The following is a 14,962-nucleotide window of genomic DNA, read 5'->3' as shown; positions in this document are numbered from 1 at the left end:
AATTTATGAGTAGAAGCGGTGCTAAATTTTTAGGACTAAAAATGTTAGCTTTGCCACTCTATGAAGAAAATTGCCCTGCTTCTTTTTTTGTTCAGCCTTACGAATGCCTTTGCGCAGGAGAACCGATATTATTCTGTAGACGCAAATTATTTTTATGGATATATCGTGGAGCATAATCCGCATATCTCCCATTTGATCACCGGCCACCCTGAAGGACTCATCTTCAGCTTTAACAGGAATACCTACGGACTCGAAACCTGGGAAGCAGACTATAATTATCCCGATGTAGGATTTACTTTTACTTATCAGGATATGAAGAACCCAAACCTGGGACATAATTTTGGGTTGTACGCACATCTCGGCTTTTATTTTCTGAAAAGGAATCTTGTGTTCAAAGTTGGACAGGGACTGGGAGTGACCACCAATCCATACCACCCAGATGATAACTATTTGAACAATGCCTATGGCTCCAGGGTCATGAGTTCAACCTTTTTTAGCGGAGATTTTCAGAAGGATAATATTTATAAAGGCTTCGGATTCAAAGCCGGGATCGCCCTGATCCATTATTCCAATGCTGATTTCCAGTCCCCCAACAATTCTACCAATACCCTGGCCGTGAATGCGGGTGTGCATTATTTATTTGACCATGAAAACCGGCCGGAGTATGTTCCTAAGAGCACGGAAAAATATTCAGAACCGGTGCATTTGAACCTGGTGCTAAGGGGCGGTGCCAATACCATTGGGATCATAGGTTCAAAAAGCTATCCTTTCCTTACGGTTGCCGCCTATGCAGATAAACGAATTAACAGGAAAAGCACTTTCCAGGCAGGAGCAGAACTATTCCTTAGCGGAGCAATGGAGGAATATATCTATTACCAAAGCGTGACCTTTCCTTTTGGAAGGACAACCGGGGAAGAAGATTCCAAAAGGGTTGGGGTCTTTTTGGGGCATCAGCTTACCTTCAGGAAACTCTCTGTAATCGCCCATCTGGGATATTATGCCTATTATCCTTATGATAATTATGTGGACAGGCTCTATAACAGGGTAGGGCTGCAGCGGTCCATTTATAAAGACCTGTTTGGATCTGTAACAGTACTGGCCCATGGTGCCAATGCCGAAGCGGTGGAATTTTCAATAGGGTACAGGTTATGAAAAATATAAAGATCATCGTATTATTTCTCTTGCTGTTCACTTCGTGTGACAAGGAAGATGCGCCAGATTGTTTCCGAACCACGGGAGATATGATTACCAGAGAGCTGCAGGTGGACGCATTTGAGGAGATCATCGTGTACGGCAGGATCAAATTGTTTATTGAGCAGGGGGATGAGCAAAAGGTAGTTGTAGAGGCCGGGAAGAACTTAATCGACAATATACAGGCAACCGTGGAGGAGGGGAGGCTAAGCCTGCGGAATAACACCGGTTGTAACCTGGTTCGGGATTATAATACTACCAGCGTATATGTGACGGTTCCCAATCTTACCTGGCTTCAAAATGCAGGGAATAACACGATAGAGGGAATTGGTGAGCTGCACTTTCCACGAATCTGGCTGCGCTCCCTAAATCAGGAAAAAGACCCCGAGGTGTATACCAACGGAGATTTTAAGTTACAGCTGGTGACAGATTACCTGCGGGTAACGGGAGATAATTATTCCAATTTTTTCCTTAGCGGGGAAGTGGATTATTTTAATCTTTATATGGCCAACGGCGACGGCCGGGTGGAAGCAGCAGAATTAATAGCTAATACTGTTGATATTCAACATAGAGGGACCAATAAACTAATTGTGAATCCGCAAGAGGTTCTAAAGGGGGAAATAAGAAGCACAGGAGATGTGATCTCCGTAAACCGCCCGCCGGTAGTTACGTTGGAAAGTTTTTATATTGGAAAGCTGTACTTCCAGTAAGATTACGGTTTTAATTGATAATTCGGGAAAAGAATCTGGACCGCTGCGCTGCTGGAGTCTGGAGTCTAGACTTTTATTAATTATTTTTAGAAATAATAGGAAACGTAAAGTTCCCCCTTCGGGGGTTAGGGGGCTGTCAATTCCGCAAACAAAGTCTCTAAATTCTTGGTCTTTCTGTTAAGCTGAAGGGTTTTAAGTCCGTTATCATGTGCGAAATCGAAGACAGCGGGTCGCATATCCTTTTGAGTGTCGAAATGCAGCTGATAATGGAATCCGCCAATGTTTACTGCAGTGGTTAAATGCGGAAGTTTTTCCAGGGCAACTTCTTCGATACGGTAATCGAATTCCACGTGGATCACCTGTTCCTTTTCATCCCGCAGGGCCTCCATACTTTTGTCGGCTACTATCCTTCCGTGGTCTATGATAATCACCCGGTCACACAGTGCTTCCACTTCCTGCATAATGTGTGTGGACAGGAATATTGTTTTTCCGGGTCGGCCATCCGGTTTGTCTTTGGCAATATCGAGAATAAGGCTTCGAATTTCACTAAGTTGATTGGGATCCAGCCCCGTGGTGGGCTCATCCAGGATAAGCACTTCGGGGTCGTGAAGCAAGGCTGCAGCAAGGCCTACCCGTTGCCGGTATCCCTTTGAGAGCTGTTCTATCTTTTTATTGGCTTCGGGTAGAAGGCCCGTAAGATTGATCACCTCTTCTATTCTTTCCTTCGGAGTATTGTAAACAGATGCTGTGAAACCGAGATATTCCCGCACAAACATTTCAGTATAAAGAGGATTGTGTTCAGGCAGGTAGCCTACACTGCGCTGTACTTCAGCCGGATGGGTGGCGACAAGATAATTGTTTACGCTGGCTAAACCTTCAGAAGGAGAAATATAACCGGTTAGGATCTTCATTAAAGTAGATTTTCCGGCTCCATTTGGCCCAAGGAAACCAACGATCTCTCCTTTATTGACCGTAAATGAAACCTTGTCCAGGGCTTTCTGTTCCCCGTAAAACTTTGATATATCCTTTACCGCGATTGACATTTTTCTCCTTTTTTCAAAAGTAATGAATAAATGGGTTTTTAATTGGACCTATGAAACCATTCTTTTCGAAAACGATATCGCAGAAATTTCAAAGAAATTATATTGTTTATTAAAATTAAATTCTAAATTAGCGATATACAACAGCAGCAATGAAAAATATAATTACCTGGAACGCTTTTTATTACTTCTATTTCTATTATAGAGATAGGATCGGGAGCGCCATGTAATTTCACATAATTATATATCAAATCCCGATGGCAACATCGGGATTTTTTTTTGAATAAAACTAAATGAACAAACTAATAGGCATACAGGGAACACAGGGGTCATTTCACCATTTGGTGGCACAGGAATTCTATGGTAATGACGTGGATGTCCTGGAATTCATGTCCTTTGCTGAGATGGTTAAGAGCCTGGTGGCAGGAGAATGTAAGGAAGCGGTCATGGCCATAGAAAATTCTATTGCCGGGTCCATACTTCCCAATTATGCCCTTATAGATGAGAATGACCTGAAGATCGTAGGGGAACATTATATCCCTATTGATATGAATCTTATGGCCCTGCCGGGCCAGCATATTGAAGATGTGAAAAAGGTTTACTCACATCCTATGGCGTTGCTTCAATGTAAGGAATTCTTTAAATCGCATCCCCATATAAAACTCATTGAGGACACAGATACTGCTGAGGTTGCCAGGAGAATTGCTGAAAAAGGTTCCAAACATGTGGCTGCTGTTGCCAGTAAGGCTGCGGCCCAAATATTTGGCCTGAATATTCTTGCTGAAAGTATTCATACCAAAAAAAGCAATGCCACCAGGTTTTTAATATTGAGTACAAAAAAACGGGAACCTAACGGGGAAATAATAGACAAGGCATCTATGAAATTTGAACTTGAAAGTAAGCGGGGAAGCCTTGTTTCGGTTTTAAATATCATCAGGGATTTTGAGATGGATATGACTAAGATACAGAGTATGCCCATCATCGAGGCTCCCTGGAAATATTCATTTTTCGTAGATGTGATCTTTGAAGATTACGGGGAATTTCAAAAAGCAGTGGAAATAATGAAAGTAATGACAGAGCAATTCCATGTTCTGGGAACTTATAAGAACAGATTATGATACAGCAGGCAAACAGATTGGATCACGTACAGGAGTACTATTTTTCTACCAAGTTACAGGAAGTGCGTAACCTTTCCGCCAGCGGGAAGGATATTATTAATCTTGGAATAGGCAGCCCGGACCTGCCACCACCCAAGGAGGTGCTGGATGGTCTTAATTTTGCCCTTACCAATCCCGCGGCACACCAGTATCAGCCCTATAAGGGAACAGTAGATTTCAGGAATGCCATTAAGGAATTTTACAAAACTCATTACAGGGTGGATCTCGATGCAGAAACAGAGATTCTCCCGTTAATGGGTAGCAAGGAAGGGATCACCCATATTTCAATGGCCTTCCTTAATGAAGGGGATGAGGTGCTAATTCCCAATCCGGGGTATCCTACCTACACATCAGTTACTAAGCTGGTAGGTGCAAAAGCGGTGTATTATGACCTGAATGAGGAGGAAAACTGGAGCCCAAACCTGCAGGAGCTTGCAAAAAGAGATCTTAGCAAGGTAAAATTGATGTGGGTGAATTACCCGCATATGCCTACCGGCGCCTCCGCAACAGATAAGATATTTAAGGATCTGGTGACTTTTGCTAAGGAGCATAATATTTTGATCATCAATGACAATCCCTACAGTTTCATTCTGAACGATCATCCAAAAAGTATCCTTGAGAGCGAGGATGCGAGGGAGGTGGTACTGGAACTTAATTCTCTAAGCAAGAGTTTTAATATGGCAGGCTGGAGAATTGGGATGTTATGCGGTAGTGCAAAAAACCTTAATACAGTACTTAAAGTGAAAACCAATATGGACAGCGGGATGTTCTACCCCTTGCAGGCCGGGGCTGCAGCCGCTCTTCGATTACCGGTAGACTGGTTTAATGCCCAGAATGAGATCTACACTTCCCGCAAGGAGAAGATCCTGCAGCTGGCAGATGTCCTGGAATGTAAGCCTGCAAAGGAGCAAACCGGTCTGTTTGTATGGGCAAGGGTACCCAAAGGAGATACTTCTGAAGGTTTTGTAAACCGCCTGCTGTATGAGCAAAGTATATTTACAGCCCCGGGATTTATTTTTGGCAGCCAGGGAGAAGGTTATGTACGTTTCTCCCTTTGCGCAACAGATGAGAATATTAACAGGGCTATTAAAAGGATAATTTGATGAAAGTTCATATTATAGGAACAGGACTTATTGGAGGTTCTTTCGCCCTCGATATTAAGGAACAATTTCCTGAAGCCGAAATAACCGGTATTGATGCAAATGAAAGCCACCTGGAAGAGGCGCTGGAGAAAGGTATTATAGATGCTACAGGAACTCTGGAGGAACTCTCCTTGGCAGATGTGGTTATTCTTGCTGTCCCTGTAGATGTAAGCAGGAATTTACTGCTGAAGGTTATGGAAATGGCGGGTGAGGACACGTTAATTTTTGATGCCGGCTCTACAAAGAATGGGATCTGCACTGCGGTGGCAGGTCATCCTAATCGGCGGAAATACCTGGCGGCACATCCCATTGCGGGTACTGAATATTCCGGACCCGGGGCGGCCATAAAAGGACTGTTTCGTGGAAAGACCAACATAATTTGCGAGGTGGAAAAGACAGCATTTAAATTGCAGGAACGGGCGCTGGAGATCTTTCAGAAGCTGGGAATGCGAATAAGATATATGGATCCCGCAGCCCACGACAAACATATAGCCTATGTTTCACACCTTTCTCACATTAGCTCTTTCATGTTAGGAAAAACAGTGCTGGAGAAGGAAAAGAATGAAAAGGATATTTTTGACCTGGCGGGCAGTGGATTTGCCTCTACCGTGAGACTTGCGAAAAGTTCCCCGGCTATGTGGACGCCAATATTTGCACAGAACAAGGAAAACGTCCTTGAAACCCTGGATGAATATATAAAGAACCTTTCAAATTTCCGGGACCTTTTAAAGGAGGAGGATTATGACGGTGTTTTTCTGGAAATGGAAAAAACAAATCACATCAAAACAATATTAAACGGAATCAACTAAAAAAAATAAACCCAAGAATTATGGAAAATAAAAAAGAACTCCGCACCTGGTTGGATAATTTCAACCTTGATCACCCCCTGGTAATTGCAGGTCCCTGCAGTGCTGAAACCGAAGACCAGGTGGTAGAGATCGCAAAGCAATTAAAAGACAGCGATGTAAGTGTGCTTCGCGCAGGAATATGGAAACCCCGTACCCGTCCCGGAAATTTTGAAGGAGTGGGTGCTTTGGGATTAAAATGGATGCAAACTGCCAAGGCAGAAACCGGACTTCTTACTACTACAGAAGTTGCTAATCCCGCCCACGTGGACCTGGCCCTGGAGCACGATATTGATATCCTCTGGATAGGAGCAAGAACTACGGTTTCCCCTTTTATCGTTCAGGAAATTGCCGATGCGCTTAAAGGAACAGATAAGACAGTGCTGGTGAAAAATCCGGTGAATCCGGACCTGTCCCTTTGGCTGGGTGCTGTTGAAAGGCTCTATACTGCAGATATAAAAAACCTGGGAGTAATCCATCGCGGATTTTCAGCCTACGAAAAGACCAAATACCGAAACAATCCGGAATGGCAAATCGCTATTGACCTGCAACACCGTTTTCCTGATCTTCCCTTGATCCTGGATCCATCACACATCGCAGGTAGAAGGGATATTATCTTTGATCTTTGCCAGACCGCCCTGGATCTTAATTATGACGGATTAATGGTGGAGACCCATCACGACCCCGACAAGGCCTGGAGCGATGCAGCGCAGCAGATAACACCTGCAACCTTAATCCAGTATATGAAAGATCTTAAAATAAGAAAAGAGGTTTCTGAAAGTGAGGATTTCAAAAATAAACTTGGGAACTTAAGAGCACAAATAGATGTTGCAGATAACCAATTGATCGAGCTTTTGTCCAAGCGGATGAAAATTTCAGATGAAATTGGAAAGGTGAAAAAGGCACAAAACGTTTCAGTATTACAAACCAAAAGATGGAATGAGATCCTTGGGAATATGGTACTGGAAGGGGAACAGCACGGGCTTAGTGAGGAATTCATCCTGCGCCTTTTCAAAGCGGTACACCAGGAGTCTATTAATCACCAGGAGAAGATTATGAAGAGTTAGTGGTAAGTCGTTAGTCATTAGTCTTTAGTCTTTAGAAGGTTTTCTGTTTATCGTTTACCGTTTTCTGTTTGGAAACTGAGAATTTGGTGTTTGGAATTTGGTGTTTGGAATTTGCTTGTTGTTGTCTGGTTTTTTTAGCCACGAATGCACGAATGTATTTTTAAGGAGTTCGTTTTTAAGCGTTCATTTCTCTCTGTTCTCTGTTCTTTGCTCTTTGTTCTTAATCTGGTTTTGGAATTTGGAATTTGGTTCTTGGAATTTACTTGTTGTTTGGGTCTTTTAGCCACGAATGCACGAATGGTTTTTATTGTTTCAGTTTTAGACGTTCTCTGTTCTCTGCTCTTGGTTTGGTGTTTTTTGTGATTAAAATTTGAAATTTGGAATTTGGTGCTTGGAATTGGGATTTTGGAATTTAGGTTTTTGGGAATTTGGGTTTTGGAATTTGGAATTTGGAATTTGACGCCGATATGCGGTCTCGATTTCTTATTTTAGCATTCTGAAATCTCCATGAAGAAAGAGCAGGTAATTAGCCTGTATGAGAAGTGGTAGGGATCTGGAAGAAATTATATGAAAGGAACGGTTTATAAATCAACAGGCAGCTGGTACCACGTAAAAGGGGAGGACGGAGAATTCTATAAGTGCAGGATTAAAGGAAAATTCCGCATACAGGGGATTAAAAGCACCAACCCGGTTGCAGTTGGGGATAGAGTGATCTTTGAAATTGAAGAAGGAGAAGAGGTTACCGGGGTAATAAAAGAGATAGAGGACAGGGATAACTATATTATTCGAAAATCTGTAAACCTCTCCAAGCAAACCCATATTATTGCTACGAATATCGATCAGGCTTTTTTATTGATCACGCTTAATAATCCGCCAACCTTCACCACATTTATAGACAGATTCCTGGTCACTGCAGAGGCATATCATATAAAGACAATTCTGCTTTTTAATAAAATTGATACTTATAATGACGAGGAGCTGGGAGAGGTGAAATATCTTGCAGCCCTCTATCGCAGTGTGGGGTATGAATGTATTGGAATTTCTGCTAAAACAGGAAAAAATGTAGATAAGGTCAAGGATCTAATGACCGGCAAGACCAGTATGATCTCCGGTCACAGCGGTACAGGGAAATCCACCCTGGTGAATGCCATAGAACCAACTTTGGATTTAAAGACCGCCGGGATAAGTGAACAACACAAACAAGGGCAACATACCACTACTTTTGCTGAAATGTATGATCTTTCCTTTGATGCCCGAATCATAGATACCCCGGGAATAAAAGGTTTTGGAGTGGTGGAAATGGAAAAAGAAGAACTGGGGGATTACTTTCCCGAATTCTTTGCCCTTAAACAGGAATGTAAGTTCAACAACTGCCTGCATATTGATGAGCCTAAATGTGCGGTGAAAGATGCGCTGGAAGAGGGAGAGATCGCCTGGAGCAGGTATAAGAGTTATTTGCAGATCATCGAGGGAGAAGACGAGCAACAATACCGCGTAGATAATTATGCCGATCTATGAGAGCAGTAATACAAAGGGTTACACAGGCATCTGTCACTATTGAAGGTGAGGTCAAATCTTCTATCGAAACCGGGATTCTAATCCTTCTGGGAATAGAAGAAGCAGATACTAAGGAAGATATCGACTGGTTGTGCAATAAGATCGTGAAGATGCGCATTTTCAATGACGAAATAGGAGTGATGAACCTCTCTCTGGAAGATGTGAATGGAGAGGCGCTAATTATTAGTCAGTTTACCCTTCATGCCAGCACTAAGAAAGGCAACAGGCCCAGTTATATAAAAGCTGCAAAACCCGGGGTGGCAATACCACTTTATGAGCAATTTCTTGGGCAAATGGAAGCCTCTTTAGGGAAACAAGTGGGTAGTGGAATTTTTGGAGCCGATATGAAAGTTTCCCTACTAAATGATGGCCCTGTCACCATCATAATCGATTCAAAAAACAGGGAATAAATTTGGTTACTTCATAGAAAAACCTAATTTTAACAAAATATTAGGTAAATATGAACCCCCGCGTCCTCCTCCCGCTCCTGCTTTTGACAGCCGTTTTGACGGTTTCTGGCCAGGAGATCCAACTTTCAGCAGCTGCTATTCCAAGTGAATTACTCGAAAATGCCAATGCCGTGCTTCGACAAGAAGAAGTTAGGGTTGAAATAAGTGCGGTAGATAAACTGGTTCAAAAAACCACCAGGATAGTCACTGTCCTTAACAAGCAGGGAGAAGGTAGCGTTGCTGCCGGTCAATTTTACAATGGTAATATAAAGATAAAAAAGCAGCAGGCATTGATCTATAATGCAGCAGGAGAACAAATAAAAAAAATAAAGCAAAAGGAATTCAGGGATGTTAGTGCGGTAAGTTCAAATGACCTTTATACCGACTCCCGTATTCAATACCTTGATTATACTCCACACTCCTATCCTTATACCGTGGTTTATGAAAGCGAAATTCAAAACAACAGCACGGTATTTATAGCTCCCTGGGACCCGGTGCCGGGATATGCGGTAAGCGTTGAGAATGCTGCTTATCATATTTCCAATCCTCTGGCTATACCCTACAGGCTCGAAGAAAAAAATCTGGATAAGCTGGAAGTTCAAAAATCCAGCGAAATTAAGATGCTCTCCTATGAAGTCAAAAATATTCCGGCTTATGAAAGGGAGTATTTGAGTCCGCCTCTTCAGGAATTTGTACCATATCTTGCGATTGCTCTTGATGAGTTCTCACTGGTAGGAGTGAAGGGTGCCGCATCCAACTGGCAGGAGTTCGGAAAATGGCAATATGACAATTTATTGGCCGGTAAAAATGAGTTGCCTGCAAGCACAGTATTGAAGATAAAGCAACTTACCGCCGGTGCAGCGAATGATGTGGAGAAGGCAAGGATCATTTATCAATATGTACAGGATAATACACGGTATATAAGTGTGCAGCTTGGCATAGGAGGATGGGAGCCTATGCTCGCAGAAGATGTGGATAAGCTAGGCTATGGAGATTGCAAAGCACTTACCAATTTTACAAAGGCGCTTTTAGATTCCCAGGGTATCACTTCACATTATGCAGTTATTTACGGCGGAAAAAACCGCCGGGACATCAAGGAGAATTTTGCTTCTATGCAGGGAAATCATGTGATCCTCCAATTACCGCAGGAGGAGGAAGATATTTGGTTGGAATGTACAAGCCAAACCGACCCTTTTGGTTACCTGGGGGATTTTACAGATAATCGAAACGTGTTATTGATCAAACCTGAAGGAGGGGAAATTGCAAGAACAAGAGCTTACCCGTTTTCAGATAATATAAGAGAAAGCCATTGCGAGATCGAACTGGAAGATAACGGCCAATTTAGTGCGGCAGTAACCAGGTTGAGTAGTGGAGTCCCTTACGGGAATATCTATCCGCTTGGGAGGCAAACCCGGGAAAAGCAGGATATGTATTACAAGAATAACTGGAGCCATCTTAAAAATTTGCAGGTAATTGATCTTAAGCTGGAGAACAAAAGGGACATTCAGCAATTTTCAGAATCGATCGACCTTACAGGAAATAATTTAGTAACAAAGGCAGGGAACAGGCTTCTGGTTCCACTTAATTTTTTAACCCCGTCACTCTACAGTACCCCAAGAAGTGACTTCCGGAAACTACCATTTGAAATTGCGAGGGGAGCAACTTATAAGGATACCTTTATTTATGCCTTGCCAGAGAACTATGAAATAGAGGCCTTACCGTCACCGGTGAAAATAAATAGCGAATTCGGGAATTTTAGCTGGAGTGTAAAATCTATAGAAAAAGATAATAAAACATTGGTTGAGGTTGTAAGGGAGTATGTAATAAATGAAGGGCGGTGGGAAGCCAAACTGTATAATGATTTCAGGGATTTTATGTTAGGAGTGAATACCTCAAGCAACCAAAAAGCAGTACTCATAGCAACCAACCAAACCAAATAATATGCAAAAGATTTTTACATTCTTGTTTTTAATTACAATCTCGCTGTCACAGGCCCAGGATTTTAAATTTGGAAAAGTTTCCCTTGAAGAAGTTTCAGAAAAAAGCCATCCCCTGGAGCCCGGGGCAAATGCGGCTATCCTCTACCGCTCGATAAAAACTTATTATGAATATAACCGCAACACTTTTACCCTTGTAACAGATGTTCACGAAAGGATCAAGATTTATAATAAAGATGGATTTGACTATGCCACGAAGGAGGTTACCTCATATCAAAATGGGACCACCAAAGAAGTGGTCACAGGTATAAAGGGCTACACTTACAATATTGTGAATGGAAAGCTGGAAGAAGACAAATTGAAGAAGGATGGCATATTTGAAGAGGATGCTTCTTCCTATCGCAATAAAACAAAATTTACAATGCCCAATGTGGCTGAAGGAAGTGTGATAGAATACGAATACACTTTAAGATCCCCATTTGTAACTACTATAGATGATATTGTTTTTCAAGACCTTGTCCCTATAAATAAAATGGAAGCCGTGGTCACCATTCCTGAATTCTTAAATTTTAAAAAACACGTAAATCCAAGGTCTCTTATTACTCTTGATATATCTGAGAGCACCAAGAATTTTAGTTATACATCTTCCAGTTTAAAAAGGGGCGGTACCAGGACCGTGAACCATACATCTGAAACTTCTACCGTCCAGTACCTTCAAAACGTTTATTCGATATCCAGGGAGAATATACCTTCACTAAAGACTGAAGAGCATATAGACCATCTATATAATTATGCAGCTGTTCTAAAATGGGAATTACAATTCACGAAATTCCCTAACTCCCCTATCGAGAATTATTCCCAAACCTGGGAAGGAGTTGCAAAATCTATCTATAGTAACAGTGAATTTGAAGGAGAACTTAAAAAATCCAATTACTATTCTAAGGATCTGGAGAAACTTCTTGCAGGTGCAACAGGGGAAGAAGAGAAGGCAAAAAGAATATTTAACCATGTAAAGGCAAAAGTGAAATGGAATGATGTTCTTGGTTATATAACAGATAATGGATGTTCCAAAGCATATAAGGAAGGGGTTGGGAATGTAGCAGATATTAACCTCATGCTTACTTCTATGCTTAGGGAAGCAGGAATGGAAGCCTACCCTGTGCTTGTAAGTACAAGGAATAATGGTATTCCTCTCTTTCCCACCCGTAAAGGATTCAATTATGTAGTGGCAGGAGCTAAAGTGCAGGGAACTTATATTTTACTTGATGCAACAGACCCTACGGCATCTTTTAATGAGTTGCCGGCGAGAGCCAGAAACTGGAATGGCAGGATGTTGATGGATAAGGAGAATTCAATTTTAGTAGACCTTATGCCCCAGACTCAAAGTTTACAGCGGACTTCAGTTAATTTACAAATAGATGAGAATTTCACATTAAAGGGAAAAAGTCTAAATCTGTGGGACGGCCTATATGCCAAGTCCTACAGGGATAAATACCAGGGGTTAAATTTGGACAGCTATATAGAGATCCTGGAAAAGGGTAAGGGTAATATCGAAATTTCTAATGTGGAAACAGAAAATGCCATGGAAGTTGGCCAGGAAATAAGGGAATCATATAGCTTTGAATTGAACAATGGCCTGGAAGCCATTAATAATAAGATCTACCTTAAGCCTATGTTGTTCCTGGCAGAGGCTGAAAATCCTTTTAAGGCAGATGAGCGCAGCTATCCCGTTATCTTCAATTTCCCTTCTCTTAAAAATACTACAGTGAATATTATGGTGCCCCCGGGGTATGAGGTAGAATCCCTTCCAGAAAGTTCAATTTATGAGTTGAATAACGGGGCGGGTACCTTTAAGTTCTTAACTTTGCAAAACGGAAATTTTTTAAGGATTGAATCTGTTCTTGATATCAGGAATATAGTTTATTCACCCCAGGATTATACTGCATTAAAGCAGTTCTATGCACAAATGGTAGAAAAGCATAGTGAAGTGATAGTTTTCAAAAAAATATAGTATGGATATTAAGAATTCCCAGCTTGCTGTAGATAACTGGATAAAAGATCACGGAGTTCGTTATTTTAATGAGCTCACAAATATGGCCCAGTTAACAGAGGAGGTGGGCGAAGTGGCCCGAATAATTGCAAGGCGTTATGGGGAACAAAGCGAAAAGGAAAGTGATAGATCTAAAGACCTGGGAGAGGAACTGGCAGATGTAGTATTTGTGGTCCTTTGTCTGGCAAATCAAACCGGTATTGACCTACAGGCAGCATTTGATAAAAAGCTCGATCTCAAAACACAAAGGGATCACGACCGGCATCAAAATAATAAGAAATTAAAATAAGAGAGAATTCATGGCATTTAACAAGATCATAAGAGATGGGAGATTCTGGAAAATGGTAGCCTTGCAGGGACTGGCATTTGCCATCCTGTACCAGGTGATCATGATGATTTTGGAATACGGAGGTTTTGATTTCACCTCCTATTATGAGGATAAACTTGCCAATGGGGGTTGGGTTTCCTTTCTCTTTGGATTACTTATAGGAGCATTTATTTACGGTTTTATTATTTCATATGGGCAGTTTAGAGCAAGGATAAAAAAAGAGAACCGGGAAAATTAATGTTAAGTAATTATTTTAGGAAAAGACAATGAATAAGAAAATATCCCATCCAACAGCAAATCTGTCCGGTAAACTTAAAGTTACAGGTTCGAAGAGTGAATCCAACCGGGCACTTATCCTGCAGGCCCTTTATCCGTTAATAGAACTGGAAAATCTTTCCAACAGTGATGATACCCGCGTATTGCAGGAAGCCCTCAATAGGGATACCGGTACCATTGATATTCATCATGCGGGTACTGCGATGAGATTTCTTACAGCGTATTATGCCTCAAAAGAAGGTGCAAATGTGTTGCTTACAGGGAGCAAAAGAATGAAGGAAAGGCCTATAGAACTCCTGGTAGATGCCTTGAGGAAATTGGGTGCGCAAATTGAATACACCGAAAAAGAAGGTTTCCCACCCCTAAAAATAGAAGGTAAGAGGTTTGAAAAAACCAGCGTGTCTTTAAAAGCAAATATAAGCAGCCAGTACATTTCAGCGCTTATGCTTATTGCGCCTTCCCTTCCGGAAGGTTTGGAAATAAAACTTGAAGGCCCCGTTACCTCCACCCCGTATATTAATATGACCCTCGAATTATTGAGGTATTTTGGTTTTAAGGCTCAATTTGATGGTCAAAGAATCGACATTGCACCGGGAAAACTTAATACGGGAAAGACCCTCATCATAGAATCAGACTGGAGCTCGGCCTCCTATTTTTACAGTCTTGTTGCCATTAGTGAGCAGGCTGAGATCGAACTCTCAAGCTACAGACAAAACAGTAGGCAGGGAGATGCAGAGGTTGCTGCCATATTTGAACACCTGGGTGTGAAGACAGAATATTATAAGGACCGCATTAAGCTCACGAAAAAGTCCCAAAAGCACCCACGTGGTCTTAAGCTGGATTTTCAAAATACACCAGACCTAGCTCAAACCATAGCCGTTTGTTGTATGGCGCTAGGCGTTAGTTGTGAATTACAGGGCTTGCATACTTTAAAGATCAAGGAAACAGACAGGTTGCTGGCATTAAAAACCGAAATGGAAAAATTTGGGGCAACTGTAGATATTACTCACGACAGTCTTAAATTAAATCCTCCTAAAAATTTAAATGAAGGAGTGAGCGTGGCAACTTATAATGATCATAGAATGGCTATGGCCTTTGCTCCCCTGGGATTAAAAGTATCGTTGGAGATTGAAGAGGCGGGTGTTGTTTCAAAATCTTATCCAGAATTCTGGGAACACCTTGAAATACTTGGTTTTAAAGGGATGTAAGACTT

The 14,962-nt window shown here is 41.7% G+C and carries 14 protein-coding genes; 13 read left to right on the top strand and 1 reads right to left on the bottom strand.

Annotated features, from left to right (window positions below; translation table 11 throughout):
• Window positions 1-60: 60 nt before the first annotated feature.
• Window positions 61-1,152 (top strand): acyloxyacyl hydrolase, encoded by a 1,092-nt coding sequence (locus tag FHG64_RS05490; RefSeq protein ID WP_139065483.1) that lies wholly within the window; start codon window positions 61-63, stop codon window positions 1,150-1,152.
• Window positions 1,149-1,901: a head GIN domain-containing protein gene (locus FHG64_RS05485; RefSeq protein ID WP_139065482.1), complete on the top strand. Its 753-nt coding sequence runs from the start codon at window positions 1,149-1,151 to the stop codon at window positions 1,899-1,901. Before FHG64_RS05490 ends, FHG64_RS05485 begins: the two co-directional genes overlap by 4 nt.
• A 125-nt stretch (window positions 1,902-2,026) precedes the next feature.
• On the opposite strand, the gene gldA is transcribed toward FHG64_RS05485, so the two are convergent.
• Window positions 2,027-2,944 (bottom strand): gliding motility-associated ABC transporter ATP-binding subunit GldA, encoded by a 918-nt coding sequence (gene gldA / locus FHG64_RS05480; RefSeq protein WP_139065481.1) that lies wholly within the window; start codon window positions 2,942-2,944, stop codon window positions 2,027-2,029.
• A 290-nt stretch (window positions 2,945-3,234) separates the two neighbouring features.
• Here gldA and FHG64_RS05475 point away from each other — a divergent pair, with 290 nt between their 5' ends.
• The 11 genes from FHG64_RS05475 to aroA all read left to right on the top strand — a co-directional run bounded on the left by FHG64_RS05475 (window position 3,235) and on the right by aroA (window position 14,957).
• Complete coding sequence (locus FHG64_RS05475) at window positions 3,235-4,059, top strand: prephenate dehydratase (RefSeq protein WP_139065480.1); 825 nt, start codon at window positions 3,235-3,237, stop codon at window positions 4,057-4,059.
• Window positions 4,056-5,201, top strand: a complete 1,146-nt coding sequence (locus FHG64_RS05470; RefSeq protein ID WP_139065479.1) for a pyridoxal phosphate-dependent aminotransferase — start codon at window positions 4,056-4,058, stop codon at window positions 5,199-5,201. The genes FHG64_RS05475 and FHG64_RS05470 overlap by 4 nt, the downstream gene beginning before the upstream one ends.
• The gene (locus FHG64_RS05465; RefSeq protein ID WP_139065478.1) at window positions 5,201-6,049 is read left to right on the top strand and encodes a prephenate dehydrogenase; all 849 of its coding nucleotides are present in this window, start codon (window positions 5,201-5,203) and stop codon (window positions 6,047-6,049) included. Before FHG64_RS05470 ends, FHG64_RS05465 begins: the two co-directional genes overlap by 1 nt.
• A 20-nt stretch (window positions 6,050-6,069) precedes the next feature.
• Window positions 6,070-7,152 carry a bifunctional 3-deoxy-7-phosphoheptulonate synthase/chorismate mutase type II gene (locus FHG64_RS05460; RefSeq protein ID WP_139065477.1) on the top strand — a complete coding sequence of 361 codons (1,083 nt, stop codon included), beginning with the start codon at window positions 6,070-6,072 and terminating at the stop codon, window positions 7,150-7,152.
• A gap of 567 nt (window positions 7,153-7,719) precedes the next feature.
• On the top strand, window positions 7,720-8,670 hold the full coding sequence (rsgA, locus tag FHG64_RS05455; RefSeq protein ID WP_139065476.1) for a ribosome small subunit-dependent GTPase A: 951 nt from the start codon (window positions 7,720-7,722) through the stop codon (window positions 8,668-8,670).
• On the top strand, window positions 8,667-9,119 hold the full coding sequence (dtd, locus tag FHG64_RS05450) for a D-aminoacyl-tRNA deacylase (protein ID WP_139065475.1): 453 nt from the start codon (window positions 8,667-8,669) through the stop codon (window positions 9,117-9,119). The genes rsgA and dtd overlap by 4 nt, the downstream gene beginning before the upstream one ends.
• Before the next feature lie 50 nt (window positions 9,120-9,169).
• On the top strand, window positions 9,170-11,098 hold the full coding sequence (locus FHG64_RS05445; RefSeq protein WP_139065474.1) for a DUF3857 domain-containing protein: 1,929 nt from the start codon (window positions 9,170-9,172) through the stop codon (window positions 11,096-11,098).
• 1 nt (window position 11,099) lies between these two features.
• The gene (locus tag FHG64_RS05440; protein ID WP_139065473.1) at window positions 11,100-13,106 is read left to right on the top strand and encodes a DUF3857 domain-containing protein; all 2,007 of its coding nucleotides are present in this window, start codon (window positions 11,100-11,102) and stop codon (window positions 13,104-13,106) included.
• A 1-nt stretch (window position 13,107) separates the two neighbouring features.
• Window positions 13,108-13,434 (top strand): nucleotide pyrophosphohydrolase, encoded by a 327-nt coding sequence (locus tag FHG64_RS05435; RefSeq protein ID WP_139065472.1) that lies wholly within the window; start codon window positions 13,108-13,110, stop codon window positions 13,432-13,434.
• Window positions 13,435-13,444: 10 nt separating this feature from the next.
• Window positions 13,445-13,711 carry a hypothetical protein gene (locus FHG64_RS05430; protein ID WP_139065471.1) on the top strand — a complete coding sequence of 89 codons (267 nt, stop codon included), beginning with the start codon at window positions 13,445-13,447 and terminating at the stop codon, window positions 13,709-13,711.
• Window positions 13,712-13,739: 28 nt separating this feature from the next.
• The gene (aroA, locus tag FHG64_RS05425) at window positions 13,740-14,957 is read left to right on the top strand and encodes a 3-phosphoshikimate 1-carboxyvinyltransferase (protein ID WP_139065470.1); all 1,218 of its coding nucleotides are present in this window, start codon (window positions 13,740-13,742) and stop codon (window positions 14,955-14,957) included.
• Window positions 14,958-14,962 lie beyond the last annotated feature (5 nt).

Source organism: Antarcticibacterium flavum (genome assembly GCF_006159205.1).
Classification (GTDB): Bacteria; Bacteroidota; Bacteroidia; order Flavobacteriales; family Flavobacteriaceae; genus Gillisia; species Gillisia flava.
The sequence above is the reverse complement of the archived record's forward strand: the minus strand, read 5'-3'. Positions and strand labels throughout refer to the sequence as shown.